Origin of the sequence: Cyanobium sp. NIES-981, assembly GCF_900088535.1 — a bacterium.
In the GTDB taxonomy this organism is placed as follows: Bacteria; Cyanobacteriota; Cyanobacteriia; order PCC-6307; family Cyanobiaceae; genus NIES-981.
This window is the reverse complement of the sequence record NZ_LT578417.1, coordinates 2,255,202-2,271,090: the sequence shown is the minus strand read 5'-3', so window position 1 is coordinate 2,271,090 and position 15,889 is coordinate 2,255,202. Positions and strand designations below refer to the sequence as shown.

General features: G+C 71.2%; 17 protein-coding genes. 7 read left to right on the top strand and 10 right to left on the bottom strand.

Annotation, left to right across the window (positions count from 1 at the left end; all coding sequences use genetic code 11):
* Nucleotides 1-273: 273 nt before the first annotated feature.
* Entirely contained in the window at nucleotides 274-1,077 is an 804-nt protein-coding gene (gene cobA / locus CBM981_RS11460; protein ID WP_087068512.1) for a uroporphyrinogen-III C-methyltransferase, read from the bottom strand.
* Entirely contained in the window at nucleotides 1,074-2,411 is a 1,338-nt protein-coding gene (locus CBM981_RS15935; RefSeq protein ID WP_225867373.1) for a hypothetical protein, read from the bottom strand. Before CBM981_RS15935 ends, cobA begins: the two co-directional genes overlap by 4 nt.
* An 80-nt stretch (nucleotides 2,412-2,491) precedes the next feature.
* On the opposite strand from CBM981_RS15935, the gene CBM981_RS11450 reads away from it, so the two are divergent.
* Nucleotides 2,492-2,896, top strand: a complete 405-nt coding sequence (locus CBM981_RS11450; protein ID WP_157665425.1) for a hypothetical protein — start codon at nucleotides 2,492-2,494, stop codon at nucleotides 2,894-2,896.
* Here CBM981_RS11450 and CBM981_RS11445 read toward each other — a convergent pair.
* The 3 genes from CBM981_RS11445 to CBM981_RS15370 form a co-directional block, all read right to left on the bottom strand.
* Nucleotides 2,838-4,409: a ferredoxin--nitrite reductase gene (locus CBM981_RS11445; protein ID WP_087068510.1), complete on the bottom strand. Its 1,572-nt coding sequence runs from the start codon at nucleotides 4,407-4,409 to the stop codon at nucleotides 2,838-2,840. The two genes, CBM981_RS11450 and CBM981_RS11445, sit on opposite strands and share 59 nt — an antisense overlap.
* A gap of 278 nt (nucleotides 4,410-4,687) precedes the next feature.
* Nucleotides 4,688-4,900 (bottom strand): hypothetical protein, encoded by a 213-nt coding sequence (locus tag CBM981_RS11440; RefSeq protein ID WP_087069381.1) that lies wholly within the window; start codon nucleotides 4,898-4,900, stop codon nucleotides 4,688-4,690.
* A gap of 30 nt (nucleotides 4,901-4,930) precedes the next feature.
* Nucleotides 4,931-5,080: a hypothetical protein gene (locus CBM981_RS15370; RefSeq protein WP_157665424.1), complete on the bottom strand. Its 150-nt coding sequence runs from the start codon at nucleotides 5,078-5,080 to the stop codon at nucleotides 4,931-4,933.
* A gap of 394 nt (nucleotides 5,081-5,474) precedes the next feature.
* Between CBM981_RS15370 and CBM981_RS11435 the strand changes: the two genes are divergently transcribed.
* A complete protein-coding gene (locus CBM981_RS11435; RefSeq protein WP_225867372.1) occupies nucleotides 5,475-6,515 on the top strand; it encodes an anthranilate phosphoribosyltransferase family protein in 1,041 nt (346 codons plus the stop codon).
* Nucleotides 6,515-7,024 carry a nitrate reductase associated protein gene (locus tag CBM981_RS11430; protein WP_087068508.1) on the top strand — a complete coding sequence of 170 codons (510 nt, stop codon included), beginning with the start codon at nucleotides 6,515-6,517 and terminating at the stop codon, nucleotides 7,022-7,024. The genes CBM981_RS11435 and CBM981_RS11430 overlap by 1 nt, the downstream gene beginning before the upstream one ends.
* Here the strand turns inward: CBM981_RS11430 and CBM981_RS11425 are convergent.
* Nucleotides 6,949-9,111, bottom strand: coding sequence for a molybdopterin oxidoreductase family protein (locus tag CBM981_RS11425; RefSeq protein WP_369801613.1), 2,163 nt, complete (start codon nucleotides 9,109-9,111; stop codon nucleotides 6,949-6,951). The genes CBM981_RS11430 and CBM981_RS11425 overlap by 76 nt on opposite strands.
* Nucleotides 9,112-9,276: 165 nt before the next feature.
* Nucleotides 9,277-10,842, bottom strand: a complete 1,566-nt coding sequence (locus CBM981_RS11420; protein ID WP_087068506.1) for an MFS transporter — start codon at nucleotides 10,840-10,842, stop codon at nucleotides 9,277-9,279.
* 125 nt (nucleotides 10,843-10,967) lie between these two features.
* On the opposite strand from CBM981_RS11420, the gene CBM981_RS11415 reads away from it, so the two are divergent.
* Entirely contained in the window at nucleotides 10,968-11,627 is a 660-nt protein-coding gene (locus tag CBM981_RS11415) for a molybdenum cofactor guanylyltransferase (RefSeq protein WP_369801697.1), read from the top strand.
* Nucleotides 11,628-11,659: 32 nt separating this feature from the next.
* The gene (locus CBM981_RS11410) at nucleotides 11,660-12,748 is read left to right on the top strand and encodes a GTP 3',8-cyclase MoaA (protein ID WP_225867371.1); all 1,089 of its coding nucleotides are present in this window, start codon (nucleotides 11,660-11,662) and stop codon (nucleotides 12,746-12,748) included.
* Nucleotides 12,749-12,758: 10 nt separating this feature from the next.
* Here the strand turns inward: CBM981_RS11410 and moaB are convergent, their stop codons facing one another.
* Nucleotides 12,759-13,265 carry a molybdenum cofactor biosynthesis protein B gene (moaB, locus tag CBM981_RS11405; protein WP_087069380.1) on the bottom strand — a complete coding sequence of 169 codons (507 nt, stop codon included), beginning with the start codon at nucleotides 13,263-13,265 and terminating at the stop codon, nucleotides 12,759-12,761.
* Between the two features lie 51 nt (nucleotides 13,266-13,316).
* On the opposite strand from moaB, the gene CBM981_RS11400 reads away from it, so the two are divergent.
* Nucleotides 13,317-13,589 (top strand): MoaD/ThiS family protein, encoded by a 273-nt coding sequence (locus CBM981_RS11400; RefSeq protein WP_087069379.1) that lies wholly within the window; start codon nucleotides 13,317-13,319, stop codon nucleotides 13,587-13,589.
* 8 nt (nucleotides 13,590-13,597) lie between these two features.
* A complete protein-coding gene (locus CBM981_RS11395; protein WP_087069378.1) occupies nucleotides 13,598-14,050 on the top strand; it encodes a molybdenum cofactor biosynthesis protein MoaE in 453 nt (150 codons plus the stop codon).
* A gap of 56 nt (nucleotides 14,051-14,106) precedes the next feature.
* Here the strand turns inward: CBM981_RS11395 and CBM981_RS11390 are convergent, their stop codons facing one another.
* Nucleotides 14,107-15,348, bottom strand: coding sequence for a molybdopterin molybdotransferase MoeA (locus CBM981_RS11390; protein ID WP_172820880.1), 1,242 nt, complete (start codon nucleotides 15,346-15,348; stop codon nucleotides 14,107-14,109).
* A 5-nt stretch (nucleotides 15,349-15,353) separates the two neighbouring features.
* Nucleotides 15,354-15,869 (bottom strand): cyclic pyranopterin monophosphate synthase MoaC, encoded by a 516-nt coding sequence (moaC, locus tag CBM981_RS15930; protein ID WP_255376859.1) that lies wholly within the window; start codon nucleotides 15,867-15,869, stop codon nucleotides 15,354-15,356.
* Nucleotides 15,870-15,889 lie beyond the last annotated feature (20 nt).

Below are 15,889 nucleotides of genomic sequence, written 5' to 3'. Positions count from 1 at the left end.
GACCGATTTCGCCCCACATGCGCAAGGCACCGGCTCGCAGCATGATCAGCACCTGGCGCATGGACTGCCAATCGCGCTCAAGGGAAGCGGCTGATCCTGTGGAGCGGCTCCTGCCCACGGCGTCCCCCTGGGGGCCTCTGCGTCGCTGCTGGCGACTGGAACGGGGAAGGGGCCGGGGCAGGGGCATCGGACGTGCGCAGACGTGAAGGTCCAGGTGACCAGATCGGTGCCGGAGGCCAGGTGTTCCTCGCTACTGAAGGGCGACGCAACGGTTCAGAAAGGAATGGGCATCTCCGCATCGGCGGGAGTGGGCGCGCACGCCTCGATGCGCTCGGCCACCATCGCCCCCACCACCACGATCGACGGCGACGAGAAAGCCTCCTGGTCCACCCGCTCGGCCAGGCTGCCCAGCTCCGCCACCAGGCTGCGCTGGCCACGCACGGTGCCCTGCTGGATCACCGCCGCGGGGGTGGACGGATCCAGCCCCCCCGCCATCAGCTCCTGGCAGATCCGCGCGAGGTTGTGGAGCCCCATGTAGATCACCAGACCATCGCTGCTGCGGGCAAGGCCCTGCCAGTCCACCCCGCGGCGCGCCTTGTCGATCTCCTCATGGCCCGTCACGAACGTCACGCTCGAACCGGCACGGCGGTGGGTCACGGGTATCCCGGCATAGGCCGGAGCCGCAATGCCGGAGGTGACGCCTGGAACCACCTGCACAGGGATGCCGTGGGACGCCAGGTGGGCCGCCTCCTCACCACCGCGGCCGAACAGGAACGGGTCACCACCCTTGAGCCTCACGATCATGCGGTGGGTGGCGGCCAGGGCCACCAGCACCGCATTGGTGCTGGGCTGGGGCACGGAATGGTGGCCACGGCGCTTGCCGACGAAGCGGCGTTCGCAGCCGGGCGGAACGAGGTCGAGCAGGGCCTTGGGCACGAGGGCGTCGTAGACGAGGGCATCGCACTGCCGCAGCAGCCGGTGGGCCTTCAGGGTGAGCAGCTCCGGATCGCCGGGCCCCGCACCCACCAGATAGACCGTGCCGGGTCCACTCACGCCGGACGGGGGGGATGCACTCATGGCAGGGCGGCGAGCAGGTCCAGCAGGCAGGCGCGCAAGCGCGGGCGCTGCAGCAGCGCAGGGCCGCACCGGGGAGGCAGGCTCTCGGTGAGACGGTTGGCGGCCAGCACCAGCGGCAGCGCGGCGGGCTGGTCGGGGGACTGCAGCAAGGCCAGCTGCTCCGCAGAGTCCGCCGCACTGTATGGAGTGGGCAGGCATCTGACAGCACAGAACCGCTCCAGATGGGCCAGATAGCGGGCTCCCAGGCCGCTCTGGAGGGGGTGATGCAGCAGCAGCGGCCGTGGGCAGCCGCTGCCGTCGGTGCCGGAGGCTGCCGCCAGGGCGGCGGCCTCCTCCATGAGCGCGCGTTGCCACACCGGCCACGCTCCGAGAAACGGCAGCCGCTGCACGGGCCCGCTGCAGCGCCAGGTGGCGGCGAGGGCGGGCACGTCCCGGCAGACGTGCCCGCCCGGCAGCAGCAGCAGGGGCATGAGGGTGAGGGGCCGTCCCCGGGCGGCCTCCCGCAGGGGAGCAGCATCCGGCGGGCCTGCCGCCGTCAGGCTCTGGAGCAGCACGGGGGCGCCGCGACGGGCTTCGAGCTCGGTCCGGAGCACGTCCAGCGCCTGTGGGATGGCGCCCCCCTGGCGGCCGTGCACCACAAGAACCAGGGGTTGGGCAGGCAGGGCCCCCAGCCGCCGCAGACGGCGCGCCTGAACAGCCGGCTCGAGGCGCAGGGGGTCCAGCCTGGCCAGACCCCAGCGGGGCTGCGGCAGCCGGGCCAGCAGATCCACCGCCGAGGCGGCCAGCACCCCGTCGAGGTCGGCGGCAAGCCAGCGCAGCACGGGCCTGAGCTGGGCCACCGGCCAGCTCGGCAGGCCCACGGCGAGGCCCTCGAGGGCCGCGCGGCGGCAGGCGGTGCCATGGGGGCTCTGCACCCAGCGACGCAGCAGGGGGAAATCGACGGCCTCGCGCTGGTGGCCCAGCAGCGGCAGCAGCCAGCGGGCACGCTCCGGAGCACAGCCAGGCATGGCGTCGCGCAGCTGCTCCGCCAGGGCGGGATCCCGCCGCTGCCCGATCACCGGCAGGAGGGCTGGATCCGCCTCCGGGTCGGCCAGCCACCAGCCCAGCAGGCGGAGCGTGGCTGCCCGGTCCAGGTGTGGGGCCAGCACAGCCATCAGATCGGCCTGCGGACGCAGCTGGCCCGCCTCGATCGCGGCCAGCCAGGGCTCCAGCGGCACGGCCGTGCTGCGCTTCAGGCGCTGGAGCCAGGGCCAGCGCTCGCTCGAGCCCGGTGGGGGCAGGTCCGCCGGGGGAAGGGAGGGAGTGCTCGGGCCGCCCCCGCCAACGGTGACCACCGATACGTTTGGTGAGGCATCTGCACAACGGTCGGCCATCGGCTGTAGCAAGGAGTACGGATTCGACACGGGGGATGGCGATGGGCACCACCACACGCAGGCCAGGCAACCAGCGCCCACGGGTGGGACGCATCGATGCCGCCAGGCTGGCAACGGTCAAGGAGCAACAGATTCTGGTGAACCTGGTGCAGCAACTGGCCGACAGCCAGTTCCGCCGGGCCGATCAGCCGCGCAGCGAGCGCCTCTGGCAGGAACTGGCGCAGCTCCAGCTGGACCCCGAGCGCGCCACCCACCTGCTCTATGCGGGCGTGGACATGGAGGACCGGCAGGCCCTGGTGGACCTGGACGGCCGCTGGTGTGGCCGGATGGCCGCGGCGGAGCGCCGCCCATGGCTGGTGGCCCCCTGGCTGGGAGGAGGCCACCGTGTCAGACCGCGGCGGCCTTCCGGCGCGCACCGAAGCGCTCCACCAGCAGCTGCTCGATGACATCGGCCAGCTCATCGAGGGGCACGCCCTTGTCGTGCAGTTCTGCCAGCCTGGGCTCGGCGTCCATCGAGCCCCCCAGGAAGATCTTGGCGGCCTCCACCATCTGGCCATCCTTGCGGGCCTTGGCCCCCATCAGACCGATCTGGCCCATGTAGGGCTGGCCGCAGGCGTTCGGGCATCCCGTCCAGTGGGTGCGCACGGCGTGGGGCAGCTCCACCCGGCGCTCCAGCTCCTCCACTAGGGCCTGGGCCGTGCCCTTGGTGGGGATCAGGGCGAAGCTGCAGTAGGCATTGCCCGTGCAGCTCACCGCCTCGGCCTGGAGCGGACCGGGATCGGGACGGAGCTGCTGCAGCAGGGGTTCGGCCTCCAGGGCCTCGCGGCGGGCCAGGGGCACGCCCGGAAGGAGCACGTTCTGGGCCTCGGTGAGGCGGAGCTCACCGCTGCCGTAACGGCGGGCGAGGTCGGCCAGGGCGAGCATCGCGGCGGCATCGAGGCGGCCCATCGGCACGTGCAGGCCCATCCAGGCCAGGCCTTCCTGCCGCTGGAGGTTCCAGCCGAGACCGTCCCGCGGAGCCCGGGTCACCAGGTGACGGCCATCGTGGGGCTGGACCCGGGCCAGGGCCTCAGGCCCGGCGAGCTCGCCGTACAGCCCCAGCACGGCCTCCCGGTAGGCCTCCAGCCCCAGGGCGTCGATGAGGTACATCAGGCGGCTCTTGTTGCGCTGCTGCCGGTTGCCGCTCTGCTCGAAGTGGAGCAGGACCGCGAGGGAGAAGTCCGGCAGCTGGTCGGCTGCCAGCCAGAGCCCGAGGGGAACGGCCAGTTCGTTGCGCTGGGCCGAGAAGAACCCCCCCACCATCACGGTGAAGCCGAGCCTGCCGTTGTGGTGGGCCGGCAGGAAGGCCAGGTCGTTGTGCAGCAGGAAGCTGTCGGGGGCGCCTCCCACGGCCACGTTGAACTTGCGGGGCAGGTTGCGTGGGCCGTCGGCCCGGAACAGGCGCTCCTGGATGGCCTGCACCACGGGCCGGGTGTCGAGGTACTCCTCGGGGTCGATGCCCGCCAGGGGATTGCCCGTGATGTTGCGGGGATTGTCGTGGCCGGACTGGCGGCTGGTGAGGCCCAGCTGGTCCATCGCCTCCAGCAGCGGTGGCATGTCCTCGAACAGCAGGCCGCGCAGCTGGAGGTTCTGGCGGGTGGTGATGTCGGCGCTGCCGTGCTCGCCGCAGCGGTCGACGGCTTCCGCCAGCAACGCCATCTGCTCGGCGTTGATCACGCCGTTGGCGAGGCGCAGCCGCAGCATGAACCGGCCGGGTGTGACCGGCCTGAAGAAAATCCCCAGCCACTTGAGCCGGATGGTGAGGGTGGCCTCGTCGAGGGCTTCCCAGCCCTCGACGGCCAGCTCCGCCAGACGGGGCCGGAGGTCCAGGCCACAGAGGTCGGCTTTCGCCTGTTCGACCTTGGACAGGCCGGCAGCGGAATCGCCGGATACGGGAGCGGAAGACGTAACTGAACTCATAACGATGGGGCGACACACAGGGGCGCCCGGAGGGACGCAGCGGAGGCTCCGTGACGTCAGGCTTTCAAGGCACCGGCAGGTCTTTGGGGCTGGAGACCGGAGCGGCCGGGAAACGCCAATGAGGGATGCGTCGCCTGGAATGGAACGCGGGAGGTGGGGCAGTGCCGCCCCCCGCGGGCACGGGCTCCGACCATCGTGAGGGCCGGCGTCCGATTCGTGTGTCGTGATCGTTACGGACCGGCGGGCGGGTCACAGCGCCGGGCCAGGACCGCGGGGAGTCAACGCTCGCCCAGGGCGCTCCAGAGCGCCGCCGGATGGGCCAGGACCGGTTCCGGTCCGCCGGAGGGGACGGCGGCGGCACGGGGCAACGTGCTCAGCAGCTGCACACCCAGGGACCCGACCACGAACATGCCGAGGAAAGCCAGGGCGACACCCAGGGGGGACGACGCCCGCTGGGAAGCCCGCTGGGAAGACTGAACCGGAAGGGCCATGACAGAGCCGTCACAGAGCAACGGCCAGTATCAGAGGCCGAACCCAGGGCCGGATGCGGGGCTCCAGGCCTCCGGCGGCTCCGCTGCACCGAACTGCAGGGGCCTGGAGGCCTGCAGGTCCACAGCCAGGAGTCCATGGAGCACACCGAGCAGAAGCCCGCAGCAGGCAGCGAAGTGCATCGACAGGAGCAAGGGGGATGGGGAACTCTCTCCGCTCCGCCACCCCCTGGGATGCAGCCATTGGTACCGAAGCCCGCCCGGGGCGAGGCGCGCGGCAGGGCTCAGAATGTTTTTGGTATTGCTTGATACTTCTTTGGCCTTGCCTTGGGCCCGGCCCCGTCCATCCTCGGCTCTGATATGCGGGCACAGGCCTCCAGCTGCCGCCGTGGAGTGTCCGCAGCGTGGAGAATGAACGCAAGGCAGCGACTGCTGCACGGACTTTTCTCTGCCGTTGATGGCGCTTTCCGCCGGCACATCCACCGACCCGGTCCCCGGCACCGACCCGGTCGCCGGCACTGACGCGGTCCCCGGCACGGACCCGGACCCGCAGGCCCCTGCAGCGCCTGCGGTTGGGGTGAGCGGGCGCGAGCGCTTCAAGCACTACATCCAGAAAGTGGGCAGCGGGGAGCACACCAGCCGGGGCCTCAGCCGCGACGAGGCCCACGACGCCCTGGCGCTGATGCTGAGGGATGAGGCCACGCCGGCCCAGATCGGGGCCTTTCTGATCGCCCATCGCATCCGGCGGCCCGAGCCCCAGGAGCTGGCGGGCATGCTGGACCTCTACCGGGAGCTGGGCCCCAGCCTCAGCAGCACGGAGCCGGCCGTGTGCTTCGGCATGCCCTTCGACGGCCGCACGCGCACCGCACCCCTCTACCCGCTCACGGCCCTGACCCTGGCGGCCGCAGGTCTGCCGGTGGTGCTGCAGGGTGGCGCCCGGATGCCCGTCAAGTACGGCGTGACGGCCATGGAGCTGTTCGCTTCCCTGGGGCTCAACCTGCAAGGCCTCTCCCTGGCGGCCCTGCAGCAGGGCCTCGACAGCCAGCGCCTCGCCCTGGTGCACCTGCCGGACCATTTCCCCCTGGCCGACCGGCTCACCCCGATCCGGGACGAGCTGGGCAAGCGTCCCCCCGTGGCCAGCCTCGAACTGCTCTGGACCGCCCACCGCAGCCATCACCTGCTGGTGAGCGGCTTCGTCCACCCCCCCACGGAGACCAGGGCCTGGAAGGCCCTGGAGCTCGCCGGTGAGTCGGCGGTGATCACCGTCAAGGGGCTGGAGGGCAGCACCGACCTGCCGATCAGCCGGGCCTGCATCACCGCCCGGGTCCACAGGGGGGTGGGCGAGCGGGTCATTCTCCATCCCCGCGACCACGGCTGCTATGGCGCCGACGCCCTCTGGATCGACCTCGACAGCTGGCGGGAGCAGGCCCTGGCCGCTCTCGGAGGCCAGGGCCCCCTGGCCATTCCCCTGGCATGGAATGCGGGCACCTACCTCTGGTTCGCGGGCATCGGCAAAAGCCTCGAGGAGGGGCTGGCCAAGGCTCAAGAGCTGGTGCAGACGGGCGCGGTGCTGGGCCAGCTGCGGGAGCTGATCGCCTGGAGAACCCTCGCCGGCTGATGGCTCCTGTGCCCCCGCCACGGCAGGCCGCCCATTGCTTCGGCTTCGAGAGCGATTTCCTCGGCCATTGGCGTTGCATTCCCCTGTGCCTGCGCCGCAAGCTCGACCTGGCGGGCATCAAGCTCAAACTCAGCCACTGGCTGGCCATGAGCGAGGCGGAGCGGCAGGCGCTGGTGCAGTGGCCCGATGACCCTGCGGCCTTGCGGTCGATGGCCGATCACCTGCACGCCCGCACCGCTCACCATGCCGACGGTGCGGTGAAGCGCCTGCCGATCCCCACCGAGGCCCCGTGGCAGTGTGTTGACCGCGTGCCGGCCGAGGTGAACACATCGGCCGGAGCCCTGGGGTTCACCATCACCGCCGGGCAATGGATGGACCTGTCGGAGCTGGAGCGCTTCGCCCTCTGCAAGCTGGCCCGACCCGGCCACGACCATCACAACCTGGCCCCGGCCCTCGCGGAGGTCTTCGCTGCCACCGGCACCAGCCCCTCAAGCCCAGGCAGCGACTGAGCCGGCGCGATCGGCTCCACACACACCGCCGCGGCCTTGAGTTCCGGCTGGCGGGAGATCGGGCAGGCCTGCTCGTGCAGCAGCACATTGGCCTCACAGGCCTGCTCCTGCATGAAGCCCCAGTGCATCGGCAGGAACACGGTGCCGGGGCGAATGCGCTCCGTCAGCCGCACCCGGGCCGAAACGCTGCCCCGGCGGGAGCGGATGGCGGCCCGGCCGCCGTCCTCGAGGCCCAGGGGGAGGGCGTCGTCGGGATGGATCTCCAGCAGCGGCTCGGGATGCATGGCGGTGAGCCGGGGCACCCGGGCCGTGCGCGTCATGGTGTGCCACTGGCCCAGATAGCGGCCCACCGTGAGCACCAGGGGGTAGGCCGCGCTGGGCGGTTCGGCCAGGCCCATGGGCTCCTCGGCGATGAAGCGGGCCCGCCGGCTGGGCGTGGAGAAGCGGAAATCGGTGTAGAGCCGCTTGGAGGCCGTGGTGGGCGCGGAGCCCCGCGGGAACGGCCACTGCTGCGGGCCTTCGGCGGCCAGCAGCCCATGGCTGAGCCCGGCGTGGTCACAGAGCCGCCCGTCGGTGAGCCGGGTGAACTCGGCATAGACCTCGGCGGCGGAGCCGAAGCCGAACGCCTCGGCATGCCCCAGCCGCCGGCCCACCTCGGCGAACACCTCCCAGTCCGGGCGGGCCTGGCCGGGGGGCCGCCGGAAGGCCGGGCAGTAGGTGACCCGCCGCTCGGAATTGACCATCACACCGGCCTTCTCGCTCCACTGGGCCGCGGGCAGCACCAGGTGGGCGTACTGGGCGGTCTCGGTGCCGGCGTAGGCCTCGCTCAGCACCACCAGGGGACAGCGGGCCATGGCGGCCTTGACCCGCTCCAGGTTGGGCATGCTCACCAGCGGATTGGTGGCCGCCACCCACCAGAGGTCGAGGGTTCCGGCCTCCATCGCCTCCACCTGTTTCCAGGCATCCAGACCCGGCTCCGGCGCGATGGCCCCCTGCCTGAAGCCCCACACCGCCTCCACCTCGGCCCGATGGGTGGGGTTGGTCACGCTGCGGTAGCCCGGCAGCAGGTGGGCCAGTCCGCCGGCCTCCCTTCCCCCCATGGCGTTGGGCTGGCCGGTGAGCGAGAAGGGACCGGCGCCCACCCGGCCGATCTGGCCGGTAAGGAGATGGAGATTGATCAGGCCCGCCACCTTGGCGGTGCCCTCCACGCTCTGGTTGATGCCCATCGACCAGAGACTCAGCACCCCGCCGTCCTGCTCCCACAGATCCGCCAGCTGCCGCAGGGCCGGCTCGGCGATGCCGCAGAGGCGGCAGACCCGCTCCGGAGTCCAGGCCTGCACCAGCTGGGCGTAGGCCGCGAAGCCCTCGGTCTCCCCCTCGATGAACTCGAAGGCCACGGCGCCACGGCGCAGCAGCAGGTGGGCCACCCCGTGCAGCAGCACCAGATCGGTGCCCGGCCGGATGGCCAGATGCAGGTCGGCGGCGTCGCTGGTGGCCGTGGCGCGGGGATCCACCACCACGATCGTGACGCTCTCCGGCTGGCGCCGCTTGCGCTTGATCAGCCGCTGGAACAGCACGGGGTGGCACTCGGCCGTGTTGGTGCCGATCAGCAGGGCCACGCTGCAGTGATCGAGATCCTCGTAGCAGCAGGGGGGGCCGTCCGAGCCGAGGCTGCGGGCATAGCCCGCCACCGCCGAACTCATGCACAGCCTTGAGTTGGCATCGAAGCTGTTGGTGCCGATGGCCCCCTTGAGCAGCTTCTGGGCGACGTAGTAGTCCTCCAGATGGAACTGCCCGGAGCCGTACATCGCGATGCCCGCCGGCCCCCGGGTGGCGAGGGTGCTGCGGATCCGGGCGACGATCCGATCGAGGGCCTCCTCCCAGCTGATGGGTTCCAGGGGGTCATCGAGACTTTCGCGTGCCAGGGGCTGGGTGAGGCGCCCGCCCTGGAGGGTGTCTCCCACGGTGGCGCCCTTGATGCACACCTGGCCCTGGCTGGAGGGATGGGTGCGGTCACCGCGGGCGCCCCACACCGGCAGGCCCTCCGCATCCCGCCGGGTGGGCTGGCTCTTGGCGGCCGGAGGCATCAGCTCGAGTCCGCAACCCACGCCGCAATAGGGGCACTGGGAACGCACAGAGGCAGAAGCAGAGTCAGGCATGAACCAACAACAACAGAACGGGGCAGGCCCACGGACTGCCCCGTGGACCTGCCAGGAGAAGAGGTTGCGCCTGGCCTCCGGCCGAAGCGGGGATCAGGCCAGAGGGACCGTGGCGGGTGCCTCACCTTCGTGTTGTTCAGCAAAGGAACCCTTGGGCTCCTTGAGCACGAAGTAACAGAGGAAGCCCACGATCAGGCCAGCGATCCCCAGCACCTGGAAGAAGGCGCTGTTCGAGGCCGCGATCACGGCAGGGGTGGGATCGGCATCGGCGGCGCCCCCCGACATCCACAGGGGCAGCAGGCTGTAGATGGTGAGGTAGGCCACCGCGCCCACGTTGCCGTAGGCGCCGACCATCCCGGCGATCTGGCCGGTGACCCGGCGCTTCACAAGGGGAACGATGGCGAAGGTGGAGCCTTCCCCGGCCTGGACGAAGAAGGAGCAGGCCATCGTGATCACCAGAGCCAAGGCGATGCCGGCGGTGCCGGTGAAGGCGCCGGGCTTGATCATGCTCATCACCAGGTAGCCGATCCCGAGACCCACGGTGAGGAAACCCATCGTGGATTTGCGGGAGCCGAGCTTGTCCGAGAGCAGGCCACCACCCGGACGCGCCACCAGGTTCACGAAGGCGAAGGCGGATGCCAGGATCCCGGCGGTGGCCTTCGGGAGCTCGAAGGTGGTTTCGAAGAAGGTGGGCAGCATGGACACCACCGCCAGCTCGGAGCCGAAGTTCACGATATAGGTGAGTTCGAGAATCGCCACCTGCTTGAACTCGTAGCGGTCCTCCTTGGGATAGGTCTTGCGGCCGCTGAGCAGGTCCTGGTTGGTGCGGATGATGCCCCAGGTCTGGAACACGAAGAAGGCGAGCACCAGCAGCAGGGCGATGGTGTAGCCGGGACCGGTGAGAAATTTCACCTTCTGCAGGCGCCAGGCGAGCACCGCCAGAATCGCGGCAAAGGGCACGTTCATGCCGATCAGCCCCCAGAAATCCCGCATGGAGGTGACTTCCAGGCCGGCGGTCTTCTCAGGGCGCTGGTAGGTCTTGCCGGGCGGCGTGTCCTTGACGTTGAAGAAGTAGAGAACGCCGTAGACAGCAGAGATGATGCCGGTGAGGGCGATGGCACCGCGCCAGTTGAGCACCACCCCATCCACCTCGAAACCGCCGCTGAACGAGAGCCAGCCGGCCACCATGACCAGGGTGAGGGCCGAGAAGGCGGAGCCGAAGTTGCCCCAGCCGCCGTAGATGCCTTCGGCGAGGCCGATCTCCTTGGGCGGGAACCACTCGGCCACCATCCGGATGCCGATCACGAAACCGGCGCCCACGATGGAGAGCAGCAGACGGGCGATGACGAGCTGACTGAAGTCCTGCGCCAGGGCGAACATCAGGCAGGGAATCGCCGCATACACCAGAAGGGTGGAATAAGTGATGCGCGGACCGAACTTATCCAGCAGCATGCCGATCAGGATGCGGGCTGGAACCGTGAGAGCAACGTTGCAGATGGCCAGCGTGCGGATCTGGGGCACGGTGAGACCCAGGTCTGCTTTGACCGTTGTGGCGAGTGGCGCCAGGTTGAACCAGACGACAAACGTGAGAAAGAAAGCAAACCAGGTGAGATGCAGTGTCTTGTATCTCCCCTGGAGCGACCAGAGTTCACCAAGCATGGAGCACTATTATTATTGATCAGGCTTCGGAACGCTGGAGCCGGATCTGAAGGCGGCGCTTCATGCAAACCGCAAGAAAACAGAACCACAACGGCCCCGCTCCGTCTGTTGTTGAAGCTACCGAGATTGCGATTCCGGCACGCCGCGGGCCTGTCCTATGGCGCAGCTGCCTGCTGAGCGGTGGCCACAGCCGCCGGATGGGGCAGGACAAAGCACTCCTGCCCCATCCCGCCGGAGGCACCTGGCTGAGCCGCACCGTGGAACTGCTGGCGGACCTCCAGGCTCCGCTCACGGTCTGCAGCCACCATCGGCGTCACCGGCAGCTGCTGCACGGCCTGTCGCAGCGGGTGGAGATCACGGAGGAGCCGGTGCCCGGACAGGGCCCCCTCAACGCCCTGCACCATCTGATGGGCCTCCATCCCGGCGAGGACCTGCTGATCTGTGCCGTGGACATGCCCTGGCTGGATCCGGCCAGCCTCCACATCCTGCTGGCGGCCAGGCAGCAGGCTCCGGATGCGGTGCTGGTGGCCACCGATGGCGATCGTCTCCACCCCCTGCTCGGGATCTACCCGGCCACGCCGAGCCGCCACAGCAGCCTCGAGCGCTTCCTGGCCCTGGGAGGCCGCAGCATGCTGGGCTGGCTGGGCGGCCAGCCGTTCACGGGCGTGACCCTTGACCCCCGGGCCCTGGCCAACTGCAACAGGCCTGAAGAGTGGGTGGGCAGGAGGCCCGCCGGAGCACCCGTCAATGCGCGAGGACAGGCGACAGGCTGGGCACGGGGTTGACCCTTCCTCCCTCCCCTGTTCGCCCAGACCCCGTGGATGCTGCCGCTGCCACCGCTGCCACCGCTGCCGCCCTGCCGTTCGACCAGCTCGGGCGGCCCCCCGGCGTGCTGCGCCTCTCGCTCACGGCCCGCTGCAACCTGGCCTGCCCCTACTGCTGCCCCGACGACGCGGATCCCCCGGGGCTGCTCAGCCTGCCGGAGCGCCGGGCACTGATCGCGGCCGCCGCCGGCCTTGGGTTCGGCAGCCTGCGGCTCACCGGCGGCGAACCGCTGCTGCATCGGGGGTTGGAGGACCTCATCCACGCCGTCCAGCCCCTGCGGCGAGGGTGCGGCAACGAAGGGGCGCACCACGGGGCACTCCAGACCATTGCCCTCACCACCAACGGGATTCTGCTCACGGCGGCGCGGGCCCGGGCCCTGCGTCAGGCGGGGCTGGACCGGATGACGATCAGCCTGGACGGTGCCGATGGCCCCAGCGTGGGACGCATGACCGGCCGGGTGAGCCAGGGGGAGGCGCTGCTGGAGCGGGTGCTGGAGGCGGTCGCCCATGCCAGGGAGGCGGGTTTCGATCCGCAGCGCGGCGAACTCAAGCTGAATGCGGTGATCGACCGCCACCGCAATGGCGGGCAGGTGGTGCCCCTGGCCGACCTGGCGCGACGGCTGGGCCTGGAGCTGCGCCTGATCGAGTTCATGGACGTGGGCAACCGCAATGGCTGGAGCGTCGATCAGGTGCTGCCCGCCGCCGCGATGGTGGAGCGGATCCACCGGCAGTGGCCCCTCGATCCGGTGGGGCGGGCCGCCCACGGCACGGCCAGCCGCTGGCGCTACCGCGACCGCGCCGATGGCCTGCACCTGGCGGTGGTGGCTTCGATCACGGCCCCCTTCTGCGGCGACTGCAACCGGCTGCGCGTCACCGCCGACGGCCAGGCCTACACCTGCCTGTTCGCCGAGCGGGGCACCGACCTGCGGCCCTGGCTGCGGCCCGACCCCGATCCGGCGGGGCTGCGCCAGGCCCTGGCCGGCCTGTGGCGGCAGCGGCACGACCGCTACAGCGAGGAGCGGGCCAGCCAGCCCGGGGCCGGGAGCCGCTCGCCGGCCGAGATGGCCTACCTGGGGGGCTAGCTCCGGGCCATCAGCCCGTGGGCTCGGTGAGGCGCGGCAGCAGCATCGCCAGGTTGCACGGCCTGGTCTCCGCACTCAGCTGGGCCCCGATCAGCCGGTCCCAGGCGGTCTGCACCGCGTCCAGCGATCCCGGCAGCACGAACACCACGGTGCCGTTGGCCACCCCGGCCAGGCAACGGCTCTGCAGGCTGCTGGTGCCGATGGTCTCGAAGGAGAGCACGCGGAACAGCTCCCCGAAGCCCTCGATCGTCTTGTCGAGCAGGGGCGCCACCGCCTCGGGCGTGCCGTCGCGGCCCGTCAGCCCCGTTCCCCCCGTCGTGATCACCACCTGCACGCCGGCATCGGCGATCCAGGTGCTCAGCGCCGCCCGGATCCGGTAGCGGTCGTCGGGCACGAGCTCCCGCGCGGCAAGCCGGTGGCCGGCGGCCTGGAGACGCTGCTGCAGGGTATCGCCCGATGGATCCTCGGCCAGGCTGCGGGTATCCGACACCGTGAGCAGAGCAATGGTCAGACCCACCACGACCCCTGGCAAAGCGCCATTGTGATCGAGTTCCGCCATGCCCACCCCATGGGGCCACCGCCCGCCGACGCGAGCACCGGTCTGCGCGTGAGGTTGTTCGCCAGGCTGCGGGAGGAGGCGGGCTGGGGTGAACGGTGCTGGCCCCTGGCGGCCGCGGGGGTGACCACGCCCCTGGACATCTGGCACCAGCTGGAGCTCAACGGGCCAGGGCCGCTTCCGGCAGGGGTGCGGGTGGCCGTCAACCAGCAGTTCGCGCCGCCGGATCAGCCCCTCCATCCCGGCGATGAGCTGGCCTTCCTGCCACCGATCAGCGGGGGCTGACCATGCCCATGCAGCTGTGCCTCGCTCTCCAGGCCGAAGCCTTCGATCCCCTGCAGGAGCTGCAGCACTGGCAGAACGCCCTGGAGGGGCAGCCCGGGGGGGCGCCTGCGGCCGAGGCCGTGTTCATCGGCCGGGTCAGGGGCCATGGTCCGCAGGGCGAGCCCCTGGCGGCGCTGGAGCTGGAGCACTACCCGGGCATGACGGAGCAGTGCCTCGCCAGGCAGGCCAGGCAACTCGCTCAGGAGCACGGGGCCTCCGCCGTGCTGATCCGGCACCGCGTGGGGGAGGTGCTCCCCGGGCAGACGATCGTGCTGGTGGCCGTGGCCGCCGACCGGCGTGGGCAGGCCCAGCGCTGCGCCCAGGCCCTGCTGGAGGCCCTCAAGCACGACGCCCCCTTCTGGAAACGGGAGCATCTGCGCAGCGGCGAGGGCCGCTGGGTGGAGGGCAACACCCTCTACTGACGGCCTGGGTGACCGGGGCCGGGGCCTGGCCTGGGCAGGAGGGGGCAACCCGGCGGTCAGAAGATCGGCAGCCTGAGCCACTGGGCCCACACCGTGGCCCCCGCCTCGAGGGAGGCGCAGGCCGCCGGAAGCTCCAGCAGCAGATCGGCTCCCTGCAGCGAGCCGATCCGCGACGATGCCTGTGTGCCATCCAGCCGGGCCAGCAGCTCCCCGGCCGGTCCCACCTCCAGACGGGCCCGGGCCAGCTCGGGCCGGCCGGCCGGGCGCTGCAGGGGAGCCGCCAGCTGCACAGGCAGCCGCGGCAGCAGCTGCACCTGGGCTCCCTCAAGCCTCTGCAGGGCCGGCCAGAGCAACTGCAGGGCCGTGACGGCCGCGGCCACTGGATTGCCGGGCAAGCCGAAGAACGGCCGGTCCCGCACCTGGCCGAAGGCGAAGGGGCGGCCGGGTTTCAGGAACAGTTTCCAGAACGCCACCGTGCCCAGCTCCGCCACGAGCGGACGGATCCAGTCGCTGTCGCCGGCGGAAACCCCGCCGGTGCTCACCACCACATCGCAGGCGGAGGCCAGCTGCTCCAGGGCGGCCCGCAGGGCTTCGGGCGTATCGGCCACCACCAGCCGCTGCGCCACCCCATAGCCCAGTCGTGCCAGAAGGGCCTGCAACAGGGTGCCGTTGCTCTCCCAGATCGCCCCGGGGCGGCGAGGTTCCCCCACGGGGGTGAGCTCGTCACCACTGATCAGCACCCCGATCCGCGGGCGCCGGCGCACCGGCACCAGGGGCACGCCGCAACTGGCCAGGCGGGCCAGATCGGCCGGGCCGAGGCGCCGGCCCGCCTCACAGAGCACCTGTCCCGGTTCGGCTTCCTCATCTGCGGCACGGATCCAGGGATTGGGCCCCACCGGCCGCTGCAGCCGCAGCGCATCCCCCTGCTCGAGCAGCACCAGCTCCTGGGGCAACACCCGCGCGGAGCCGCCTGGAACCGGGGCTCCGGTGAGGATGCGCACGGCCTCTCCGGGCAGCAGGGCGCGCCCGAAGGGCGCGCCCGGGGCGGCACGGCCCACAAGGCGCCAGCGGCTGCCCTCCGCCGGGATCGCCCCATCCCCCCCCAGGGCGTAGCCGTCCATGATCGAAGCCCTGAAACCGGGGACGGTCTCGCTGGCCAGGAGGGCAGCGGCGGTGACGCGCCCGAGGGCCGCGTCCAGGGGAAGCGTCTCCTCGCCAGCGAGGGGCTCCAGGCCGCTCAGCACCTGGCGGCGGGCCTCCTCCAGCGCCAGTCCCTCCGGGGGGAACGGTTCGCCCATCGTCGTCAACCCTCCACCGGCAGGGCGGCCTGCCCACCGGCCGGATGGGCCCAGGCACCATGGCGGCCGCCCTCCTTCCGCAACAGCCGCACCGGGCCGATGGTCATGGCCGGATCCTGGGCCTTGACCATGTCGTAGAGGGTGAGCAGGGCCACCTGCACGGCCGTGAGCGCCTCCATCTCCACCCCGGTGGGCCCGGTGGTGCGGGCGGTCACCTCCACCCGCAGCGCGCTCCGCTCCGGCACCGGGGCAATCGCCACATCCACGCCACTGAGCGCCAGGGGATGGCAGAGCGGGATCAGCTCGGAGGTGCGCTTGGCGCCCTGAATCGCGGCCACCCGCGCCACGGCCAGCACGTCTCCCTTGACGCTGCGGCCCTCCACCACGGCCTGGAGCAGCGCGGGGTCCATCGTGATCAGGCCTTCCGCCGTGGCCTGCCGCAGGGTGTGGGGCCGGTCGCCCACCTCCACCATGCGCACCTCCCCCCGCGCATTTAGGTGGGGGAGCGGCCCCGGCTCCAGCCAGGAGGCGGTGCCGGGGC

Excerpts from the sequence above, each read along its gene's own strand:
- CBM981_RS11440 (WP_087069381.1), bottom strand. The coding sequence starts at position 4,900 with ATGGCCCTTCCGGTTCAGTCTTCCCAGCGGGCTTCCCAGCGGGCGTCG.
- CBM981_RS15370 (WP_157665424.1), bottom strand. The coding sequence starts at position 5,080 with ATGCACTTCGCTGCCTGCTGCGGGCTTCTGCTCGGTGTGCTCCATGGA.
- CBM981_RS11425 (WP_369801613.1), bottom strand. The coding sequence starts at position 9,111 with ATGCCTCCGGCCGCCAAGAGCCAGCCCACCCGGCGGGATGCGGAGGGC.
- CBM981_RS11400 (WP_087069379.1), top strand. The coding sequence starts at position 13,317 with ATGGGGCCACCGCCCGCCGACGCGAGCACCGGTCTGCGCGTGAGGTTG.
- CBM981_RS11395 (WP_087069378.1), top strand. The coding sequence starts at position 13,598 with ATGCAGCTGTGCCTCGCTCTCCAGGCCGAAGCCTTCGATCCCCTGCAG.
- CBM981_RS11420 (WP_087068506.1), bottom strand. The coding sequence starts at position 10,842 with ATGCTTGGTGAACTCTGGTCGCTCCAGGGGAGATACAAGACACTGCAT.
- CBM981_RS11445 (WP_087068510.1), bottom strand. The coding sequence starts at position 4,409 with ATGAGTTCAGTTACGTCTTCCGCTCCCGTATCCGGCGATTCCGCTGCC.
- CBM981_RS11430 (WP_087068508.1), top strand. The coding sequence starts at position 6,515 with ATGGCTCCTGTGCCCCCGCCACGGCAGGCCGCCCATTGCTTCGGCTTC.
- cobA (WP_087068512.1), bottom strand. The coding sequence starts at position 1,077 with ATGAGTGCATCCCCCCCGTCCGGCGTGAGTGGACCCGGCACGGTCTAT.
- CBM981_RS11450 (WP_157665425.1), top strand. The coding sequence starts at position 2,492 with ATGGGCACCACCACACGCAGGCCAGGCAACCAGCGCCCACGGGTGGGA.
- CBM981_RS11390 (WP_172820880.1), bottom strand. The coding sequence starts at position 15,348 with ATGGGCGAACCGTTCCCCCCGGAGGGACTGGCGCTGGAGGAGGCCCGC.